Below are 15,614 nucleotides of genomic sequence, written 5' to 3'. Positions count from 1 at the left end.
TCGGGCGTTGTACCCGTAACAGAGAGGAAAGTTGGGCAATTTGCCCCGACCCCCTATCTCTATCCCACATGGATGCGGAGTGCCCCTCATGAACGTGTACGACCCCGAGTTTGATCGCAAGCCCAGCCGCGAAGAGGCGGAGGCTGCGTTGGCCGTGCTGCGCCAATGGGCAGACCGCGCCCATGAAGCCGAGATCGAGGCGCTGGACCCGGCGGTCCAGAAGCTGCTGCCCGGCGCCGACAGCTATCCCATTCTGGCGCGCGATTACGACAGCGGCTTCGACGTGGATACGGCCTACAAGGACACGCTGCCCGACCTGCAGAACGGCCCCTCGTCGCTGATCCGGGGCGCCAACCGTCCGATCCAGCATGTGGGCATCTCGAACTTCCGCCTGCCCATCGCCTATCACACCCGCGACAACGGCGATCTGCATCTGGAGACCAGCGTGACCGGCACGGTCAGCCTCGATGCGGACAAGAAGGGCATCAACATGTCCCGCATCATGCGGTCCTTCTACAAGCATGCCGAGAAGACGTTTTCCTTCGAGGTGATCGAGGCCGCGCTCGACGATTACAAGACCGACCTCGAAAGCTTCGATGCGCGCATCAACATGCGGCTCCGCTTCCCGGTGAAGGTCGATAGCCTGCGCTCGGGCCTGTCGGGCTTTCAGTATTACGACATCGCGCTGGAACTCGTGGAACTGGAGGGCGTGCGCCGCAAGGTCATGCATCTCGACTACGTCTATTCCTCGACCTGCCCCTGCTCGCTGGAGCTGAGCGAACATGCCCGCCGCGAGCGGGGCGTCTTGGCCACGCCGCATTCGCAGCGCTCGGTCGCGCGGATCTCGGTCGAGCTGAAGGGCGAGGACGTGCTGTGGTTCGAGGACCTGATCGACCTCTGCCGCGCCGCCGTGCCGACCGAGACGCAGGTCATGGTCAAGCGCGAGGACGAACAGGCCTTCGCCGAGCTGAACGCCGCCAACCCGATCTTCGTGGAAGACGCGGCCCGGCTGTTCGCCGACCAGCTGCAACGCGACGGCCGCATTGGCGATTACCGCGTGCTGGCGAGCCATCAGGAAAGTCTGCACAGCCATGACGCCGTGTCGGTCCTGACCGAGGGCGATCTTTTCGCGCAGGAAAGCCTCGACCCGCAGCTCTTCTCGACGCTGTTTCACGTCGGCTGATCGCGGGCCGCGCCCGGGCAATACGATGCGCCGTCCCTTCGGGGGCGGCGTTTTCGTCTGCGCGGCCTGCCCGCCGGCGGTCCCGGTGGCCAAGCGCGCGTTTGCGGATTTCGGGAAAGGTGAAGCGGCATGGGCAGCATGCCGCCCGCAGCTTGAGCCGGGCGGGGCCTGCGGGGGCCGATAACAGCGCAGGGCGCCGCGCGGAGCGGCGGAGGCGATGCGCGGATGCGCCGATCGAGCGGCGCGTCCAGGCGCGGCGGCGCGGTCTCTTGACTTGGCGAGGTGCGCGGTTCAACGCTCGGCGCCATGTTCGATCTGCGCCCCGTGGCCTATGTCATCGGCCTGCTCGTGATGTGCCTCGGCCTGACCATGCTGGTGCCCATGCTGGTCGATATCGTCGAGGGGCGCGGTGAGTGGGCCGTCTTCTTCGAAAGCGCCATCGTGACCACGCTGGCGGGCGGGTTGATATCGCTTGCCTCGCAGAACGCGGTGAAGGACAGGCTGTCGCTGCAACAGACCTTCCTGCTGACCACCTCGGTCTGGGCGGTGCTGCCGGTCTTCGGCGCGATCCCCTTCGTGCTGGGGGCGACTGAGGCGCGCTTCGTCGATGCCTATTTCGAGGCCATGTCGGGGCTGACCACCACCGGATCGACGGTGTTCAGCGGGCTCGAGGAGCTGCCCAAGGGCATTCTTTTGTGGCGCGGGCTGCTGCAATGGCTGGGCGGCATCGGCATCATCGTCGTCGCCATGGTGTTTCTGCCGGAACTGCGCGTCGGCGGCATGCAGATCTTCCGCTCCGAAGGGTTCGACACGATGGGCAAGGTGCTGCCGCGCGCCGCCGAGATCGCCTCGTCGATCTCGTCCATCTACATCACCATCACGATGAGCTGCGCGCTGGCCTACCTCGCCTGCGGGATGGATGTGTTCGACGCGACGGTGCACGCGCTGACCACCGTGGCGACGGGGGGATTTGCCAATTACGACGGCTCCTTCGGGGCCTTCACCGGGTCCGCGCAATACGTGGCGGCGCTGTTCATGATCCTCGCGGGGCTGCCCTTCGTGCGCTACGTGCAGATGCTGAACGGCAATTCGCGGGCGATCCTGCGCGACAGCCAGGTGCGCGCCTTCCTCGCCATCATCGCGGTGGTCTGCGTGGTGGTGACCGTGGCGCTGCTGATCCTGTTTCCGCACGATCCCGAACGCGCGGGCCGCGAGGCGCTGTTCAATATCGTCTCGATCATGACCGGCACCGGATATGCCTCGGTCGATTACATGCTCTGGGGGCCGTTCCTCGTGGCGCTGTTCTTCTTCCTGGGGCTGATCGGCGGCTGCGCGGGCTCGACCGCCTGTTCGATCAAGGTGTTCCGATGGCAGCTTCTGGTGGTTTCCGTGCGCGCGCAGCTGGGCCGCATCCGCGCGCCGCACGGCATCTTCACGCCGCGCTTCGAGGGGCGGCCCGTGGGCGACGACGTGTTGTCCTCGGTGATGACCTTCTTTCTGTTCTTCATCGTCACGCTGGGCCTCTTTGCCGTGGCGCTCGGGATGACCGGGCTCGATTTCATCACCGCGCTTTCGGGGGCGGCGACGGCCTTGGGCAATATCGGTCCGGGTCTCGGGCCGATCATCGGACCGGCGGGCAATTTCGCGCCGCTCAACGACACCGCCAAATGGCTGCTCATCCTTGCCATGCTGATGGGCAGGCTGGAGCTGATGGCGGTCTTCGTGCTCTTCACCGTGCGGTTCTGGCGTGCATGAGCTTTTCACCCCGCTCCGAATGACCCACACTGGCCCGCGACATGAATGACGCCCTGTCCCTGACCGTCGAGACCGCCGCCGATCACCACTTGGTGCGTCTGTCGGGTGTCTTCACCGTGCACGACCTGCCCGGGGCCGAGCCGCGCCTGGCGGCCATCGCGGCGGATCGGGCGGTGCTGCTCGATCTTGCGGCGCTGGAGCGGCTGGACACGGCGGGCGCCTGGGCGCTCGACCGGTTGGAGGCGCGGATCGCCGAGGCGGGCTTCACGCTGGAGACGCAGGGCGCCGCGCCGCATCTTTCGGCGTTGATGCGACGGGTGGATGCGGCCATCCCCACGCCCGATCTGCCCGAGGATACCGGGCCGAAGGGCCTGACCGGCCGGCTCGACGCCATCGGGCGGCGCGTGGTCGATATGGGCAAGCATGGCGGCGTCTTCCTGAATGCTTTCGGGATGTTCCTCTACCGGCTGGGTCAGAGCCTGCGGCATCCGAGCAGGTTCCACCTCACGGCGCTGGTCGCCCATTGCGAGGATGTGGGTTGGCGCGCGGTGCCCATCGTCAGCCTTCTGTCCTTCCTGATCGGCGTCGTGCTGGCCTTTCAGGGCGCGACGCAGCTGCGCCAGTTCGGCGCCGAGGTCTTCGTGGTGGACCTCATCGCGATCTCGATCCTGCGCGAGCTGGGCATCCTTCTGACCTCGATCATCGTGGCGGGCCGCACCGCCTCGGCCTTCACCGCCGCGATCGGCTCGATGAAGATGCGCGAGGAGATCGACGCGATGCAGACCCTGGGCATCGACCCCGCCCATGCGCTTTTCGTGCCGCGTATCCTCGCGCTGATCCTGATGCTGCCGATCCTCGGGCTTGTGGCCAACGTGATGGGCCTTCTGGGCGGCGGGATCATGTCCTACCTCGTGCTCGACATCTCGCCGGGCATCTTCCTCGTGCGGCTGATCGAGGGCACGGATGTCTCCAATGTCTTCGTCGGCCTGATCAAGGCGCCGGTCTTCGCGGTCATCATCGGCGTGGTGGGCTGCAATGCGGGCATGCAGGTCGGATCGAACGCCGAGAGCCTCGGGCGGCAGACCTCGAACGCGGTGGTGCAGGCGATCTTCGCGGTGATCGTGGCGGACGCGATCTTCTCGGTCTTCTTCGCGGAGATCGGCCTATGACCGAGGAGCGCGACGTCGTCATCCGCCTGCGCGGCATCCATAACCAGTTCGGGCGGCAGGTGGTGCATCACGACCTCGACCTCGATGTCTACCGGGGCGAGATCCTGGGCGTCGTCGGCGGGTCGGGCACCGGCAAGTCGGTGCTGCTGAAGACCATCGTGGGCCTGCAGACGCCGCAGGCGGGCGAGATCGAGGTTCTGGGCTACGATCTGCGCCGGGGCGGGGAGGAAGCGCGCGACAAGGTCGATGACCGCTGGGGCGTGATGTTCCAGGATGGCGCGCTGTTCTCGTCGCTCACGGTGCGGGAAAACGTCGAGGTGCCGCTGAAGCACGTGCCCGATCTCGATCCGGGCACCCGCGCGGCGCTGGCGGATCTGAAGATATCCATGGTCGGGCTGTCCTGGTCGGCGGGCGACAAGTACCCGTCGGAGCTTTCGGGCGGCATGCGCAAGCGCGCGGGGCTGGCGCGTGCGCTGGCGCTCGATCCCGATATCGTGTTCCTCGACGAGCCGACCGCGGGGCTCGACCCCATCGGGGCCGCGGCCTTCGACCAGCTTATCCATGGACTTAGCCGGTCGCTGGGGCTAACGGTGTTCCTTGTCACCCATGACCTCGACACGCTTTACGCCGTCTGCGACCGGGTCGCGGTGCTGGCGGAACAGCGCGTTCTGGTCTCGGGCACGATTGAAGAGATGGGCCGCGTGGATCATCCATGGGTGCATGATTATTTCCACGGGCCGCGGGCCCGGGCGGCGCTGACCGCCAAGGGCGAGACGTAAGGCGAGGGCGATGGAGACGCGCGCGAATTTCATTCTGATCGGCGCCTTCACGGTGGCGGGATTCGTTGGAATCCTGGGCTTTTTCCTGTGGTTCGCGGGCGTCGAGCTGGACGAGCGCTACGCCTATTACGACGTGAACTTCGCCTCCGTCTCGGGGCTGTCCATGGCCTCGGACGTGCGCTTTGCGGGCTTCCCGGTGGGCCAGGTCGTCGATATCCGCCTTTCGCCCGACCGCGACGGCACGGTGCAGGTGCGCCTCGAGATCGACGCGGAGACCCCGGTGCGCGTCGATTCCGAGGCCACCATCGAGAGCCAGGGCGTCACCGGCGTTTCCTATGTGGGCATCAGCGCGGGCACGCCCGAGGCGCCGATGCTGGAGGCCGCGAGCGAGCAGGACGTGCCGGTGATCCAGGCGGGCCGGTCGGTGCTGCAATCGCTGAGCGAGGACGCGCCGGAGCTGCTTTCCGAGGCGCTGGAGGTAGTGCAGGACCTCAACGCGCTGCTGAGTTCCGAGAACCGCGACCGGGTCGACGAGATCCTCGGCAACGTCGCCGAGGCCTCGGCGAGTTTCTCGACCGTGCTCGAGGATTTCTCGGCGGTGACGGCGGAGGTGTCGGATTTCTCCGAACAGATCGACCGGTTCAACACCACGCTGGAGACGCTGTCGGACGACCTGTCGGTCGTCCTGCAGACCGCCGACGGCACGCTCAATTCGGTGACTGCGTTGGCCGAGGACGGACAGGACCTGCTGCAGCGGGGGCAGGGCACGCTCGACGCGACGACGCGGACCATCGACAGCGCGCAGGGCTTCCTGTCGAACGACCTGCCGGCGCTGACCATCGAATTGCAGGGCGCCATCGCCGATCTGCGCCGGGAGCTGCTGGTCCTGACCGACGAGGCGTCGGTGACGCTGGCCACGATCAACGATGCGGGCAGCGTCGCGCGAGACCGCTTCGAGGAGGCGGGGCCGCTGATCGCCGAGACCTCGGCGCTGATCGCGAGCTTCGAGGAAGCGTCCGATTCGATCTACGAGACCTCCGAGAATATCGACCTGTTGTTCGAGGAAGACGGCCAGTGGCTGATCGACGAGATGCGCATCGTGGTGGCCGACACCTCCGAGGTGGTGGACATAATCGCCGAGGCCGCGCGCGAGGATCTGCCGGTGGTGCTGGAGGATGTGCGCAGCGCCACCGCCACGGCGCGCCGCGTGATCGACGAGGTTGGCGCGAGCGCCACCGCGACGGCGGAGAACGTGCTGGAATTGTCCGACGAGGCCGAGGCGGCGCTTGTCGCGGCCACGACGACCTTCGAGACCGCGAACAACACCCTCGAGGCGGTCGATGCGGCGCTCGAGACTGGCAACCGGACGCTGATCGCGGCGGAGCGGGCATTCAATGGTGCGGACCGCGTCATCAATACCGAGGTCGCGGCCATCACCGAGGATCTGCGCAGCGCGATCACCAGCTTCGACACCGCGATCGCGGAGGTTTCCGAGGATATCCCCGCGCTGAGCCAGGACCTGCGCGAAGCCGCCGCCGCGGCGCAGGCGACCTTCGTGGAATTGCAGCGCGTGGTCGCCCAGACCGGCGCGCCCGTGGCGACCTTCGCCCGCGAGGGCCTGCCGCAATATTCCGCGCTGGCCTCGGAGACGCGGCGCCTCATTCGCAACCTCGACAGCCTGGCGCGGCAACTTAGCCGCGACCCGACGCGGCTTCTGCTTGACCGCGACACGCCGGAATTCAGAAGATGAGCCCTGTCATGCCCTTGCTTCGCCCCCTCGCACTTGTCGCGCTGATCCTGCTGCCCGGTTGTTCGGCCCTGTCGGCGCTGTCCCAGGCCACCGAGGCGCTGGATGTCTACGAGTTGCGCGCGCCCGAGAGCATCGCCGAGGCGCCGCGCCGCCTGCGTCTCAACGTGACCGTCGAGGAGCCGACCACCACCGGGGCGCTCATGACCGACCGTATCATGATCAAGCCGTCGGACCTGCAGGCGCAATACCTGCCCGGCGCGCGCTGGGGCGAGGAAGTGCCGGTCATGATGCAATCGCTGATGCTGCGCGCGCTGCAGGCGACGGACGGGCTGACCTATGTGGGCCGCGAGCCCCTGGGCCTGTCGGGCGACGTGGCGGTGGTCAGTGACCTCATCGACTTCCAGGGCCGCGCGGTCCCCGGCACGGAGACCGCCATCGTCACCCTGCGCGTCTCGGTGCAGCTGGTGCGGGAGCGGGACGTGGCGATCCTCGCCAGCCGCACCTTCACCGCCGAGGCGCAGACCGCCGGGCTGGAGAACGCACAGATCGTCGCGGGGTTCGATCAGGCCTCGGATATCCTGCTGGCCGAATTCGCGGATTGGGTCGTGACCGGCCTGCGCTGAGGCGGCGCGCCCGGCTCAGAAAAAGCTCTGCGGGTCGATATCGACCGACACGCGCAGATCGCCTTTCAGCTTGAACTGACCCACCCAGTCGGCGAGCGCGGGCTGCAGCGCGGTGCCCTTCGGCGCCTTCACCAGAAGCCGCACCCGGTGCCGGCCGCGGACCTTGGCGATGGGGGCGGGGGCAGGGCCGTAGACCTCGGCCCCGACGGCGCGCAGCATTTGCGCGTTCCGCGCCAGCGCATTGCCCAGATCGAAGACGCGCTGCACATCCTCCGACGACAGCACGATCCCGGCCATGCGCCCGTAAGGCGGCACGCCCGCCGCCTCGCGTTCGCGCGCCTCGGCCCGCCAGAAGCCCTCCTCGTCACCCGACAGGATCGCGCGGATCACCGGGTGTTCGGGCTGGTAGGTCTGCAACAGCGCGATGCCGGGCTTTTCGGCCCGGCCCGCGCGGCCCGCGACCTGGCGCATCAGCTGGAAGGTGCGCTCCGCGGCGCGCAGGTCCGATCCCTGCAGGCCCAGATCCGCGTCGATCACGCCCACCAGCGTCAGCAGCGGGAAATTGTGCCCCTTGGCCACGAGCTGCGTGCCGACGATGATGTCGGCCTCTCCGGCGGCGATGGCGGCGATCTCGGCCTTCAGCTGCCGCGCGGTGGTGTACATGTCCGAGGAGAGGACCGCGATCCGCGCCTCGGGAAAGAGCGCGCGCGCCTCCTCGGCCAGCCGCTCCACGCCCGGGCCCACGGCGGCGAGCTTGCCCTCGACCTCGCAGGCGGGGCAGGTCTCGGGCCGCGGTTCGGTCTCGCCGCATTGGTGGCAGACGAGGCGCTTCAAGAAGCGGTGTTCGACCATGCGCGCATCGCAGTGCTTGCATCCGATCTGATGCCCGCAGGCGCGGCAGATCGTGACCGGCGCGTAGCCGCGGCGATTGAGGAACAAGAGCGCCTGTTCGCCCCGGTCGATCCGCACCTGAACCGCCCGGGCCAGCGTGTTGGACACCCAGCGGTCGGACGGCAGGTCCTCGCTGCGCATGTCGAGGCTGCGCATGTCGGGCAGGGCGGCGGTGCCGAAGCGCGAGGTCAGTGTCAGCCGGTCGTACTTGCCGGCCTCCGCGTTGGCCCAGCTTTCCAGCGACGGCGTGGCCGAGGCCAGCACGACCCGCGCATCGTTGATGGAGGCGCGCAGCACGGCCATGTCGCGGGCATTGTAGAGCACGCCATCCTCTTGCTTGTAGGAGGTGTCGTGTTCCTCGTCGACGACGATGAGGCCGAGGTCCTGGAACGGCAGGAACAGCGCCGAGCGCGCGCCGACCACCAGTTGCGCGCCGTTCTCGGCGACCATCGCCCAGGTGCGGCGGCGTTCGGTCTGGGTGACGCCGGAATGCCATTCGGCGGGACGCGCGCCGAAGCGGGCCTCGACCCGGGTCAGGAACTCCGCCGAAAGCGCGATCTCGGGCAGCAGCACCAGCGCCTGGCGGCCCTGGCGCAGGCATTCGGCGACGGCTTCGAGATAGACCTCGGTCTTGCCCGACCCGGTCACGCCCTTGAGAAGCGTGGTGCCGTAGCGGCGGCTTTTGAGCCCGTCGCGCAGGACCTCCGCGGCGGCGGCCTGATCCTCGGCCAGGGCCTTGCTCGGCAGGGACGGGTCGAGACGCGGGAAGGGCGTGTCGCGCGGGCTTTGCTCCTCGCGCACGACGCCTTGTTTCACCAGCCCCTTGACGACCGAGGTCGAGACGCCCGCCATCTGCGCCAATTCCGACAGGGTCAGGGCGAGCCCGCCCATCTCGGACAGCGCGTCCATCACGCGGCTGCGCGCGGCGGTTTCGCGGTCGGGCCGGCCATCGCCCGCGCGGTAGACCTTGCGCATGCCGGGGGGCTGGCCGAGCCCCGGCGCGCGGGTCGCAAGCCGCAGCATCTGCGGCAGCGGCGTCAGCGTGTAGGCGCCCGCGCGGATCAGGAAATCCCGCATTTCGAGGCGCATGGGCGGGATATCGAGCACCGCTCCGACGCGGCGCAGCTTCGCGGCATCGAAGCCGCCCTCACCGGGCCCCCAGACCACGCCCATGACCCGGCGGGGGCCCAGCGGCACCTCGACGAAACTGCCCGTGGCGACACCGCCCTCGGGCGCACGGTAGTCGAGCACGCCGCCGAGAGGCTGCGTGGTCAGGACCGCGATCCGGTCGCCTGCCGCGAAGAATGAGGGTGTTTCCGCTAACATCCGGGGCTTTTGCCTTGCTTGAAACTGAGGTAAAGGCTCTAGAGCCTGAGGCCAAGCCATGCGGGAGGAGAGCCAAATGAAATTCTTTGTCGACACCGCCGATATCGACGCAATCGCCGAACTCAACGAATTGGGAATGGTGGATGGCGTCACCACGAACCCGTCGCTGATCATGAAGTCCGGTCGCGACATTCTCGAGGTCATCAAGGAGATCTGCGACATGATCTCCGGCCCGGTTTCGGCCGAGGTCGTGGCACTGAAGGCCGAGGACATGATCGCCGAGGGCCGCAAACTGGCCGAGATCGCCGAGAACATCACGGTCAAGGTGCCGCTGACCTGGGACGGCCTGAAGGCCTGCAAGACGCTCAGCGACGAGGGCCGGATGGTCAACGTGACGCTGTGCTTCTCGCCGAATCAGGCGATTCTCGCCGCCAAGGCGGGCGCGACCTTCATCTCGCCCTTCATCGGGCGGCTGGACGACCTGAACCAGGACGGTCTCGACCTGATCGCGGATATCCGCCAGATCTACGACAATTACGGCTACGAGACGCAGCTTCTGGCGGCCTCGATCCGGACCGCGAATCACATGTCCGAATGCGCCAAGATCGGCGCGGACGTTGCCACCGCGCCTCCGGGCGTGATCAAGGCGATGGCCAACCACATGCTGACCGACAAGGGGCTCGATCAGTTCATCAAGGACGCGGAGAAGGCGGGCATCAAGATCGTCTGAGCCTTGCCTCTTGCGAAACACGCAGAGCGCTGCGGACATCCGGCGGATGTCTGCGGCCAGACATGCAAAACAGCGCCCCTCGGGGCGCTGTTTTTCGTTTGGATTACCGGGGGGCGGATTACCGGGGGTCAGGTTACCGGGGGTCAGCCCGCCGCGCGTTTCGGCGGCTGAAACCCGATCTCGTCCGAGGCGGCAAAGCGGCCGCCGTCGAGCTTGGAGATCTTGCCCTCGCGCAGGAGCTTGCCCAGCACGCGCAGACGGTCTTCCCGGCTGCTTTCGGATTCCTCGGCCTCGCGCAGCTTCGTCATGAGCTGCGGGCGGGAAAACGCGCTCAGCCCCTCCACATGCGCCATGTAGGCCGCGGCGGCCTCGAGAAGGTCGCGCAGGTCGCGCGCGCCGACGCTTTCGGCATATTCCGCGAAGCTCTGTTCGGCCTTCGCGCGGGCCTCCTGCGGCACCTCGTCGACGAGGGCGACGCGGCGGGGTTGCACCGGGCGGCTTTCGGGCGGCGCAATATCGACGCGCTGCTCGGCCACCAGTTTCAGCGGCGCCGGGCGCACGGGCGCCGGGCGGCGTGAGCGTTCGGAGGCAGGGGGCGTCGACACGGCGGCGGGGCGGCGGGGCCGGACCGCATCGGCCAGATCCTCGCGGTAGCGTTCGGTCTTCGCGCTGTCATCCGCTTTGCGGCCCAGAAGCCGGTCGGCCCGGGTCGCGGCGACCGCGGCGCGCAGATGCTGGATCGCGGAGCGGCGGCCCTTGCTTTCCGGCTCGTCCATCTCGCGGTTGGTCTCGTCCATCAGCCGCCCGACGCCGCTTTCATCGTCTTCGACCGGCGTCTCGGTCAGCATCGCGCGGGCCGGGGAGGACATCTTGACCGTGCGGCGCGCATCTTCGGTGGCGCGGTCCATCGCGGCCTTCAGCGCGGCCTCGTCATCCGCCTCGTCCTCGTCCGCGTCGTGATCGGCCTCGACCGCTTGGGCGGTGGCGCGCAGATCGGCCTCCTCACCCTCGGCGAAGGCCTCGTCGAGCTCGTTGGCGAAGGCGTCCTCGAAATCGAGATCGTCGTCATCCTGTTCGGTGCGGCGGGCGGCGGCGGGGCGGTGCGCTTTCGCGTCTCCGTCCTCGTCCTCGTCCTCGTTATCGTCCAGATCGTCGAACTCGTCGAGATCGTCGAGCCCGGCATGGGCATCGGTCTCGGCGTCGTCAGAGGCGGTGTCTTCGTCCTCGTCCTCGGCCATGTCGGGCGCCGCGGCATGGGCCGCGGTCAGCTGGAACGGCGCGTCGTCGTCTTCGTCCTCGTCGTCATCCCGCGCTTTGGAGGTGACAGGCTCCTCGGCCGCGGCCTCTGCCTCGGCGAGTTCCTCGGCCTCGAAGGCCGCGAGCTCACGGGCAAGGTCGGCCTCTTCCTCGGGGGACAGGGTGCTGTCCTCGGTCAGGCCGCGCGGCGCGGCGCGGAGGGCGGTCAGGGGCGTGTCGGTCGCCTCGGCCTCGGCTTCGTCGTCCTCGGCCACCGCTTCGAGCGATCCGTCCGACAGGGCGTGGTCGAAATCGGCGCGTTTGACCTTCATGATGCGCAGCTGGCGGGCCGGTGTCGGCGCGGGATCGGCCTCGGCGGCCTGTCCGTCATCCGTGCTGTCGGCCTCGTCAGGGGTCTGCGCCAGGTCTTCTGCGGTCTCGGCGAGATCGGCGTTATCGAACGCCGCGTCGTCGTCGCCGAGCGTATGCTCCGCGACGGCCTCCTCCGGCGTGTCATCCACAGCGCGGTCTGCGTCCAGCTCGGGCGCGGATTCTACCTCCGCATCATCCTCGAGCGCGTCGATCTCGGCGATCTCTGCGGCGTCTTCCGGTTCTTCGGTCTCGGTTGCGTCGGTCTCGGTCGTGTCCGAGTCCCCGGACTGGGCCCAGGCGAGCATTTCGTCGAAATCGAACTCGCCGTCGTCATCGGCACCGGTTTCCGGGCCTGCCGAGGGGGACGCGCTCTCCGCGGGCTCGGGCTCTTCTGCGATGGCAGTCGGCGCGGACGGCTCCGCCGTGGCCTCGGAGTCGCCGGCGAGGAAGGTCGCGATCGTGTCGTCGATCGCGCTCTCATCGGGTTCGGGCTGTGCTTCGGGCTGCGCCTCGGCGACGGCGTCCGCTTCACTGGTATCGGCGGCGTCCTCGGCGTCGACCTGCGTGATCGGGCCGGATTGCGCGCCGGCAGGCGTTTCGGGATCGCCCAAGAGCGAGGCGCGCATGACGGCGGCCAGCGCTTCGGTGTCGAACGGATCGTCTTCTTCGGCGATGTCGTCCTGCGGCGCCTCGGCGGGCTGCATGTCGTCCGCTTGCGCGACCGGCTCCTCCGCCGCTTGCGCAGCGTCCTCGCCGGAGTGGCGTTCGGGCGCGCCGATCATATCTTCGGCATGTTCGTCCTCGATGAAGGCGCTGGCTGCCGTGGCCGCGAAGGGAACCGCGGTCGCCGCGGCGGCCGCGGCGGCGGACGTGTCGGTCGGAACGGCAGTCTGGGCCGAGACGACCGCGCGGATGCGGGCGAGCTTGGCGGCGACGCTGTTCTCAGGCGGGACGGGGGCCGGGCTGGGCGCTTCGGCAATGGGCTCGGCCTGCGCATCCGCCGCGGCGACGAGCGCATCGGCTTCGGGTGCGAGATTGGTGTCGTCGGGCTGGGCCGGGCTCACGTCCTGCGGGGCCGGGGCCTGCGGAGTCTCGGGGGCTGCAGCGGCCTGCGATTCTGTCTCTGCGGGGGCCGCTTCTTCGGCGAGAGCTTGCGTTTCTGCGGGATCGAGCGCGTCTTCCGCGTCCTCCACCGGCATGTCCGCGGCGTCGACCGTATCCATGGGGGCGGAGGCGGGCGGTGCGCTCGGGCTATAGTCTTGCGTATCCGTGGCTGCGGCGGCCTTTGCGGTGTCGTCGCTCAGGCGGGCGCGCAAAACCACGCTGCCGTTATCTTCGAACCGGGCCTCGACGCGGCGGGCGATCTCACGCTCGGCGATCCGGGCCAGCATCTCGGCATCCGGGGTCGGAGGTTCGGCGCCGAAATAGCGATCGTCCTGCGCCAGGTCACGAAAGTATTCCGCAATCGCCTTCATCGTATCGAACGAGTCGTCGAACCCCTCTAGGGTGCACGAGAAGGTCCCGTATGAGACCGTCAGGATTTTGCTCGAACTCACCATGGCTGCTCACTTTCAGTCTATCCGCAACAAACTGTTTAACATTTGGACAGGGACCAAAGCCGACCGAATCTGCGTCCTACAACGTATCATTTCGTGTCTGTATTGTGATCATGTGCTTAAATTGAGGTGAATTCGCCATGATTTCCCCGATTGTTTCCACTGTGGAGCCAATTCTGCTCGTTGGTGGCGGAGACGTGGATAATGCCGCGTTGAGACGGGCGTTGTCTCGTTACCCGAATGTGGTCGCGGCGGATCGCGGTGCGGAGGCGGTTCTGGCCGCGGGCGGGCAGCCGGGTGCCGTGATCGGCGATATGGATTCGCTCTGCGATGCCGCGCGGGCCCGGCTGCCGCGCGGCGTGATCCATCGCATCGGCGAACAGGACAGCACCGATTTCGACAAGTGCCTGTCGCGGATCGCGGCGCCGCTGGTGGTGGGGATGGGATTTCTGGGCCAGCGGGTGGATCATCAGCTTGCCGTCTTCACCGGGCTCGTGCGGCGACCGGCGCAGCCGGTGCTGCTGATCGGGCCGGAGGACGTGGTGACGCTGTGCCCGCCGCGGATCGCGCTTGACCTGGCGCCGGGCACGCGGGTGTCGCTCTGGCCAATGACGGAGGTGACAGGGCGCTCTGAAGGGCTGCACTGGCCGATCGCCGATATCGCCTTCGCGCCGTGGCGGGTCACCGGCACCTCGAACATGGCCGAGGGGCCTGTCACGCTGGAGATGGACCGGGCGGGCATGCTGCTGATCCTGCCGGCGTCAGGGGCGCGGATGCTGGAGGACGCGCTCAGGGCGGCGCCGCGCTGGCCCGCATGATGCTGCGCGCGGTCACCCGTTCGCGCCAGATCACGTAGAGCCCGGCGGCGCAGATCACCGCGATCCCGAGGCTCGCCTGCGGCCCCGGCAGATCGCCGAAGATCACGAAGCCGAAAAGCGTGGCCACCGGGATCTCGATATATTGCATCGGCGCGAGGGTGGTGGAGGGCGCGTATTTCAGCGACCAGATCATCAACAGATGCGCGTAGGTTCCGAGCAGTCCGAGCGCCGCCAGAAGGGCGGCATCGCGCGCGGAGGGCACCGTCCAGGCGCCGAGGATCACCACCGCGGGCAGCAGGACCGCCGTCGCCATCCCGCCCGAGATTGCGTGCATGGTCATTGAGGCCACGTGCCGCGACAGGCTGCGCGTGACGAGCATGAACAGCGCGAAGGTCACCGCGACCCCGAGGGGCAGCAAGGCGATCCAGCCGGCCTCCTCGAAGGCCGGTTGCAGCACCAGGAGGGTGCCGCCGAAGCCGATCGCGCAGGCCAGAAGGCGGCGCAGCCCGACCTCCTCGCCAAGCCACAGCCAGCCCAGGAGCAGCAGGATGAAGGGCATCACGAAGGCGATGGAGACCGCATCGGCCAGCGGCATGTGGACGAGAGCGCTGAACATCATGCCGATGCCCGCGATGTGCAGCGCGGTCCTAAGCGCAATGAGCCAAAGCAGGCGCGGGCCGAGCGCCGGGCGGTCCTTCAGCGCCATGGGCGCCATCAGCAGGCCCTGCGCGGCAAAGCGCACGAGCAGGAGTTGCAGGAGCGGGATGGTGGGCCCCAGGATCTTGGCGAGACTGTCGCCGAGCGGGGCCAGCACGCAGAAGCCCGCCATCAGGGCAATGCCCAGAAGCGGGCGGTCGATATGGGCGGGGGTGGTCATGGCGGCATGCTCTGCGGTGGTGGGCGCGATGTCGAGGGAGGATGCGGGGCGCGGAAAACGGCATTGATGAAAAAGCGGAGGGCAAAACAAAACCGCCCCGCGCATCTCTGCGGCGGGGCGGTTCGTGGGTCTGGCCGGAGGCGGGGTGTTCCCCGCGCCCGGGCCGTCTATCGCTTATGCGAGGGCGAGGTTGGTCGCGCTCTCGCGGCCGTCGCGGCCGGTCTCGAGGTCAAAGGTGACCTTCTGATCGTCGGAAAGACCGGTGAGGCCCGAACGCTCGACGGCGGAGATGTGCACGAACACGTCCTTGCCGCCCGATTCGGGTGCGATGAAGCCGAAGCCTTTGGTGGTGTTGAACCACTTAACGGTGCCAGTTGCCATGATAGCATTCCTTGCTGTTGTCGCTGCCCGCTGAAGTGCGGCAGCCCGGCGAAGTCACGTCTGGATCGAGAGACCTGAGTGCCGGTTTGAAGAGAACAGCAGGGTCGACAGAGAAGATCGTTAGCAGGGGCCGTATGACAGGTGCCGGGCCGTCTGGCAAGGATAATC

At 67.9% G+C, this 15,614-nt stretch carries 12 protein-coding genes; 8 read left to right on the top strand and 4 right to left on the bottom strand.

The annotated features are described in order from the left end of the window. Positions 1-88: 88 nt before the first annotated feature. The 6 genes from folE2 to BW990_RS13540 all read left to right on the top strand — a co-directional run bounded on the left by folE2 (position 89) and on the right by BW990_RS13540 (position 7,259). A complete protein-coding gene (gene folE2 / locus BW990_RS13565; protein ID WP_076448611.1) occupies positions 89-1,183 on the top strand; it encodes a GTP cyclohydrolase FolE2 in 1,095 nt (364 codons plus the stop codon). 306 nt (positions 1,184-1,489) lie between these two features. Then, positions 1,490-2,938, top strand: coding sequence for a TrkH family potassium uptake protein (locus BW990_RS13560; protein ID WP_076448606.1), 1,449 nt, complete (start codon positions 1,490-1,492; stop codon positions 2,936-2,938). Between the two features lie 41 nt (positions 2,939-2,979). Beyond that, a complete protein-coding gene (locus BW990_RS13555; RefSeq protein ID WP_076448605.1) occupies positions 2,980-4,107 on the top strand; it encodes an ABC transporter permease in 1,128 nt (375 codons plus the stop codon). Beyond that, complete coding sequence (locus tag BW990_RS13550; protein ID WP_076448604.1) at positions 4,104-4,886, top strand: ABC transporter ATP-binding protein; 783 nt, start codon at positions 4,104-4,106, stop codon at positions 4,884-4,886. Before BW990_RS13555 ends, BW990_RS13550 begins: the two co-directional genes overlap by 4 nt. Positions 4,887-4,896: 10 nt before the next feature. Further along, on the top strand, positions 4,897-6,636 hold the full coding sequence (locus BW990_RS13545) for an MlaD family protein (RefSeq protein ID WP_076448603.1): 1,740 nt from the start codon (positions 4,897-4,899) through the stop codon (positions 6,634-6,636). A gap of 8 nt (positions 6,637-6,644) precedes the next feature. Beyond that, complete coding sequence (locus BW990_RS13540) at positions 6,645-7,259, top strand: ABC-type transport auxiliary lipoprotein family protein (protein WP_234990260.1); 615 nt, start codon at positions 6,645-6,647, stop codon at positions 7,257-7,259. Positions 7,260-7,274: 15 nt separating this feature from the next. On the opposite strand, the gene BW990_RS13535 is transcribed toward BW990_RS13540, so the two are convergent. After that, on the bottom strand, positions 7,275-9,476 hold the full coding sequence (locus BW990_RS13535; RefSeq protein ID WP_076448601.1) for a primosomal protein N': 2,202 nt from the start codon (positions 9,474-9,476) through the stop codon (positions 7,275-7,277). A gap of 76 nt (positions 9,477-9,552) precedes the next feature. On the opposite strand from BW990_RS13535, the gene fsa reads away from it, so the two are divergent. After that, positions 9,553-10,206 carry a fructose-6-phosphate aldolase gene (fsa, locus tag BW990_RS13530; RefSeq protein WP_076448600.1) on the top strand — a complete coding sequence of 218 codons (654 nt, stop codon included), beginning with the start codon at positions 9,553-9,555 and terminating at the stop codon, positions 10,204-10,206. A gap of 143 nt (positions 10,207-10,349) precedes the next feature. Here the strand turns inward: fsa and BW990_RS13525 are convergent, their stop codons facing one another. Then, entirely contained in the window at positions 10,350-13,373 is a 3,024-nt protein-coding gene (locus BW990_RS13525; protein ID WP_076448599.1) for a prolipoprotein diacylglyceryl transferase, read from the bottom strand. A 137-nt stretch (positions 13,374-13,510) separates the two neighbouring features. Between BW990_RS13525 and BW990_RS13520 the strand changes: the two genes are divergently transcribed. Then, positions 13,511-14,188: a thiamine diphosphokinase gene (locus BW990_RS13520; RefSeq protein ID WP_076448598.1), complete on the top strand. Its 678-nt coding sequence runs from the start codon at positions 13,511-13,513 to the stop codon at positions 14,186-14,188. Here BW990_RS13520 and BW990_RS13515 read toward each other — a convergent pair. Then, positions 14,160-15,065, bottom strand: coding sequence for a DMT family transporter (locus tag BW990_RS13515; RefSeq protein WP_076448597.1), 906 nt, complete (start codon positions 15,063-15,065; stop codon positions 14,160-14,162). The two genes, BW990_RS13520 and BW990_RS13515, sit on opposite strands and share 29 nt — an antisense overlap. Positions 15,066-15,239: 174 nt before the next feature. Next, a complete protein-coding gene (locus tag BW990_RS13510; protein WP_076448595.1) occupies positions 15,240-15,446 on the bottom strand; it encodes a cold-shock protein in 207 nt (68 codons plus the stop codon). Between the last annotated feature and the right edge of the window lie 168 nt (positions 15,447-15,614).

The sequence above is a fragment of the Roseivivax lentus genome, from assembly GCF_900156805.1.
Lineage (GTDB): Bacteria > Pseudomonadota > Alphaproteobacteria > Rhodobacterales > Rhodobacteraceae > Roseivivax > Roseivivax lentus.
The sequence above is the reverse complement of the archived record's forward strand: the minus strand, read 5'-3'. Positions and strand labels throughout refer to the sequence as shown.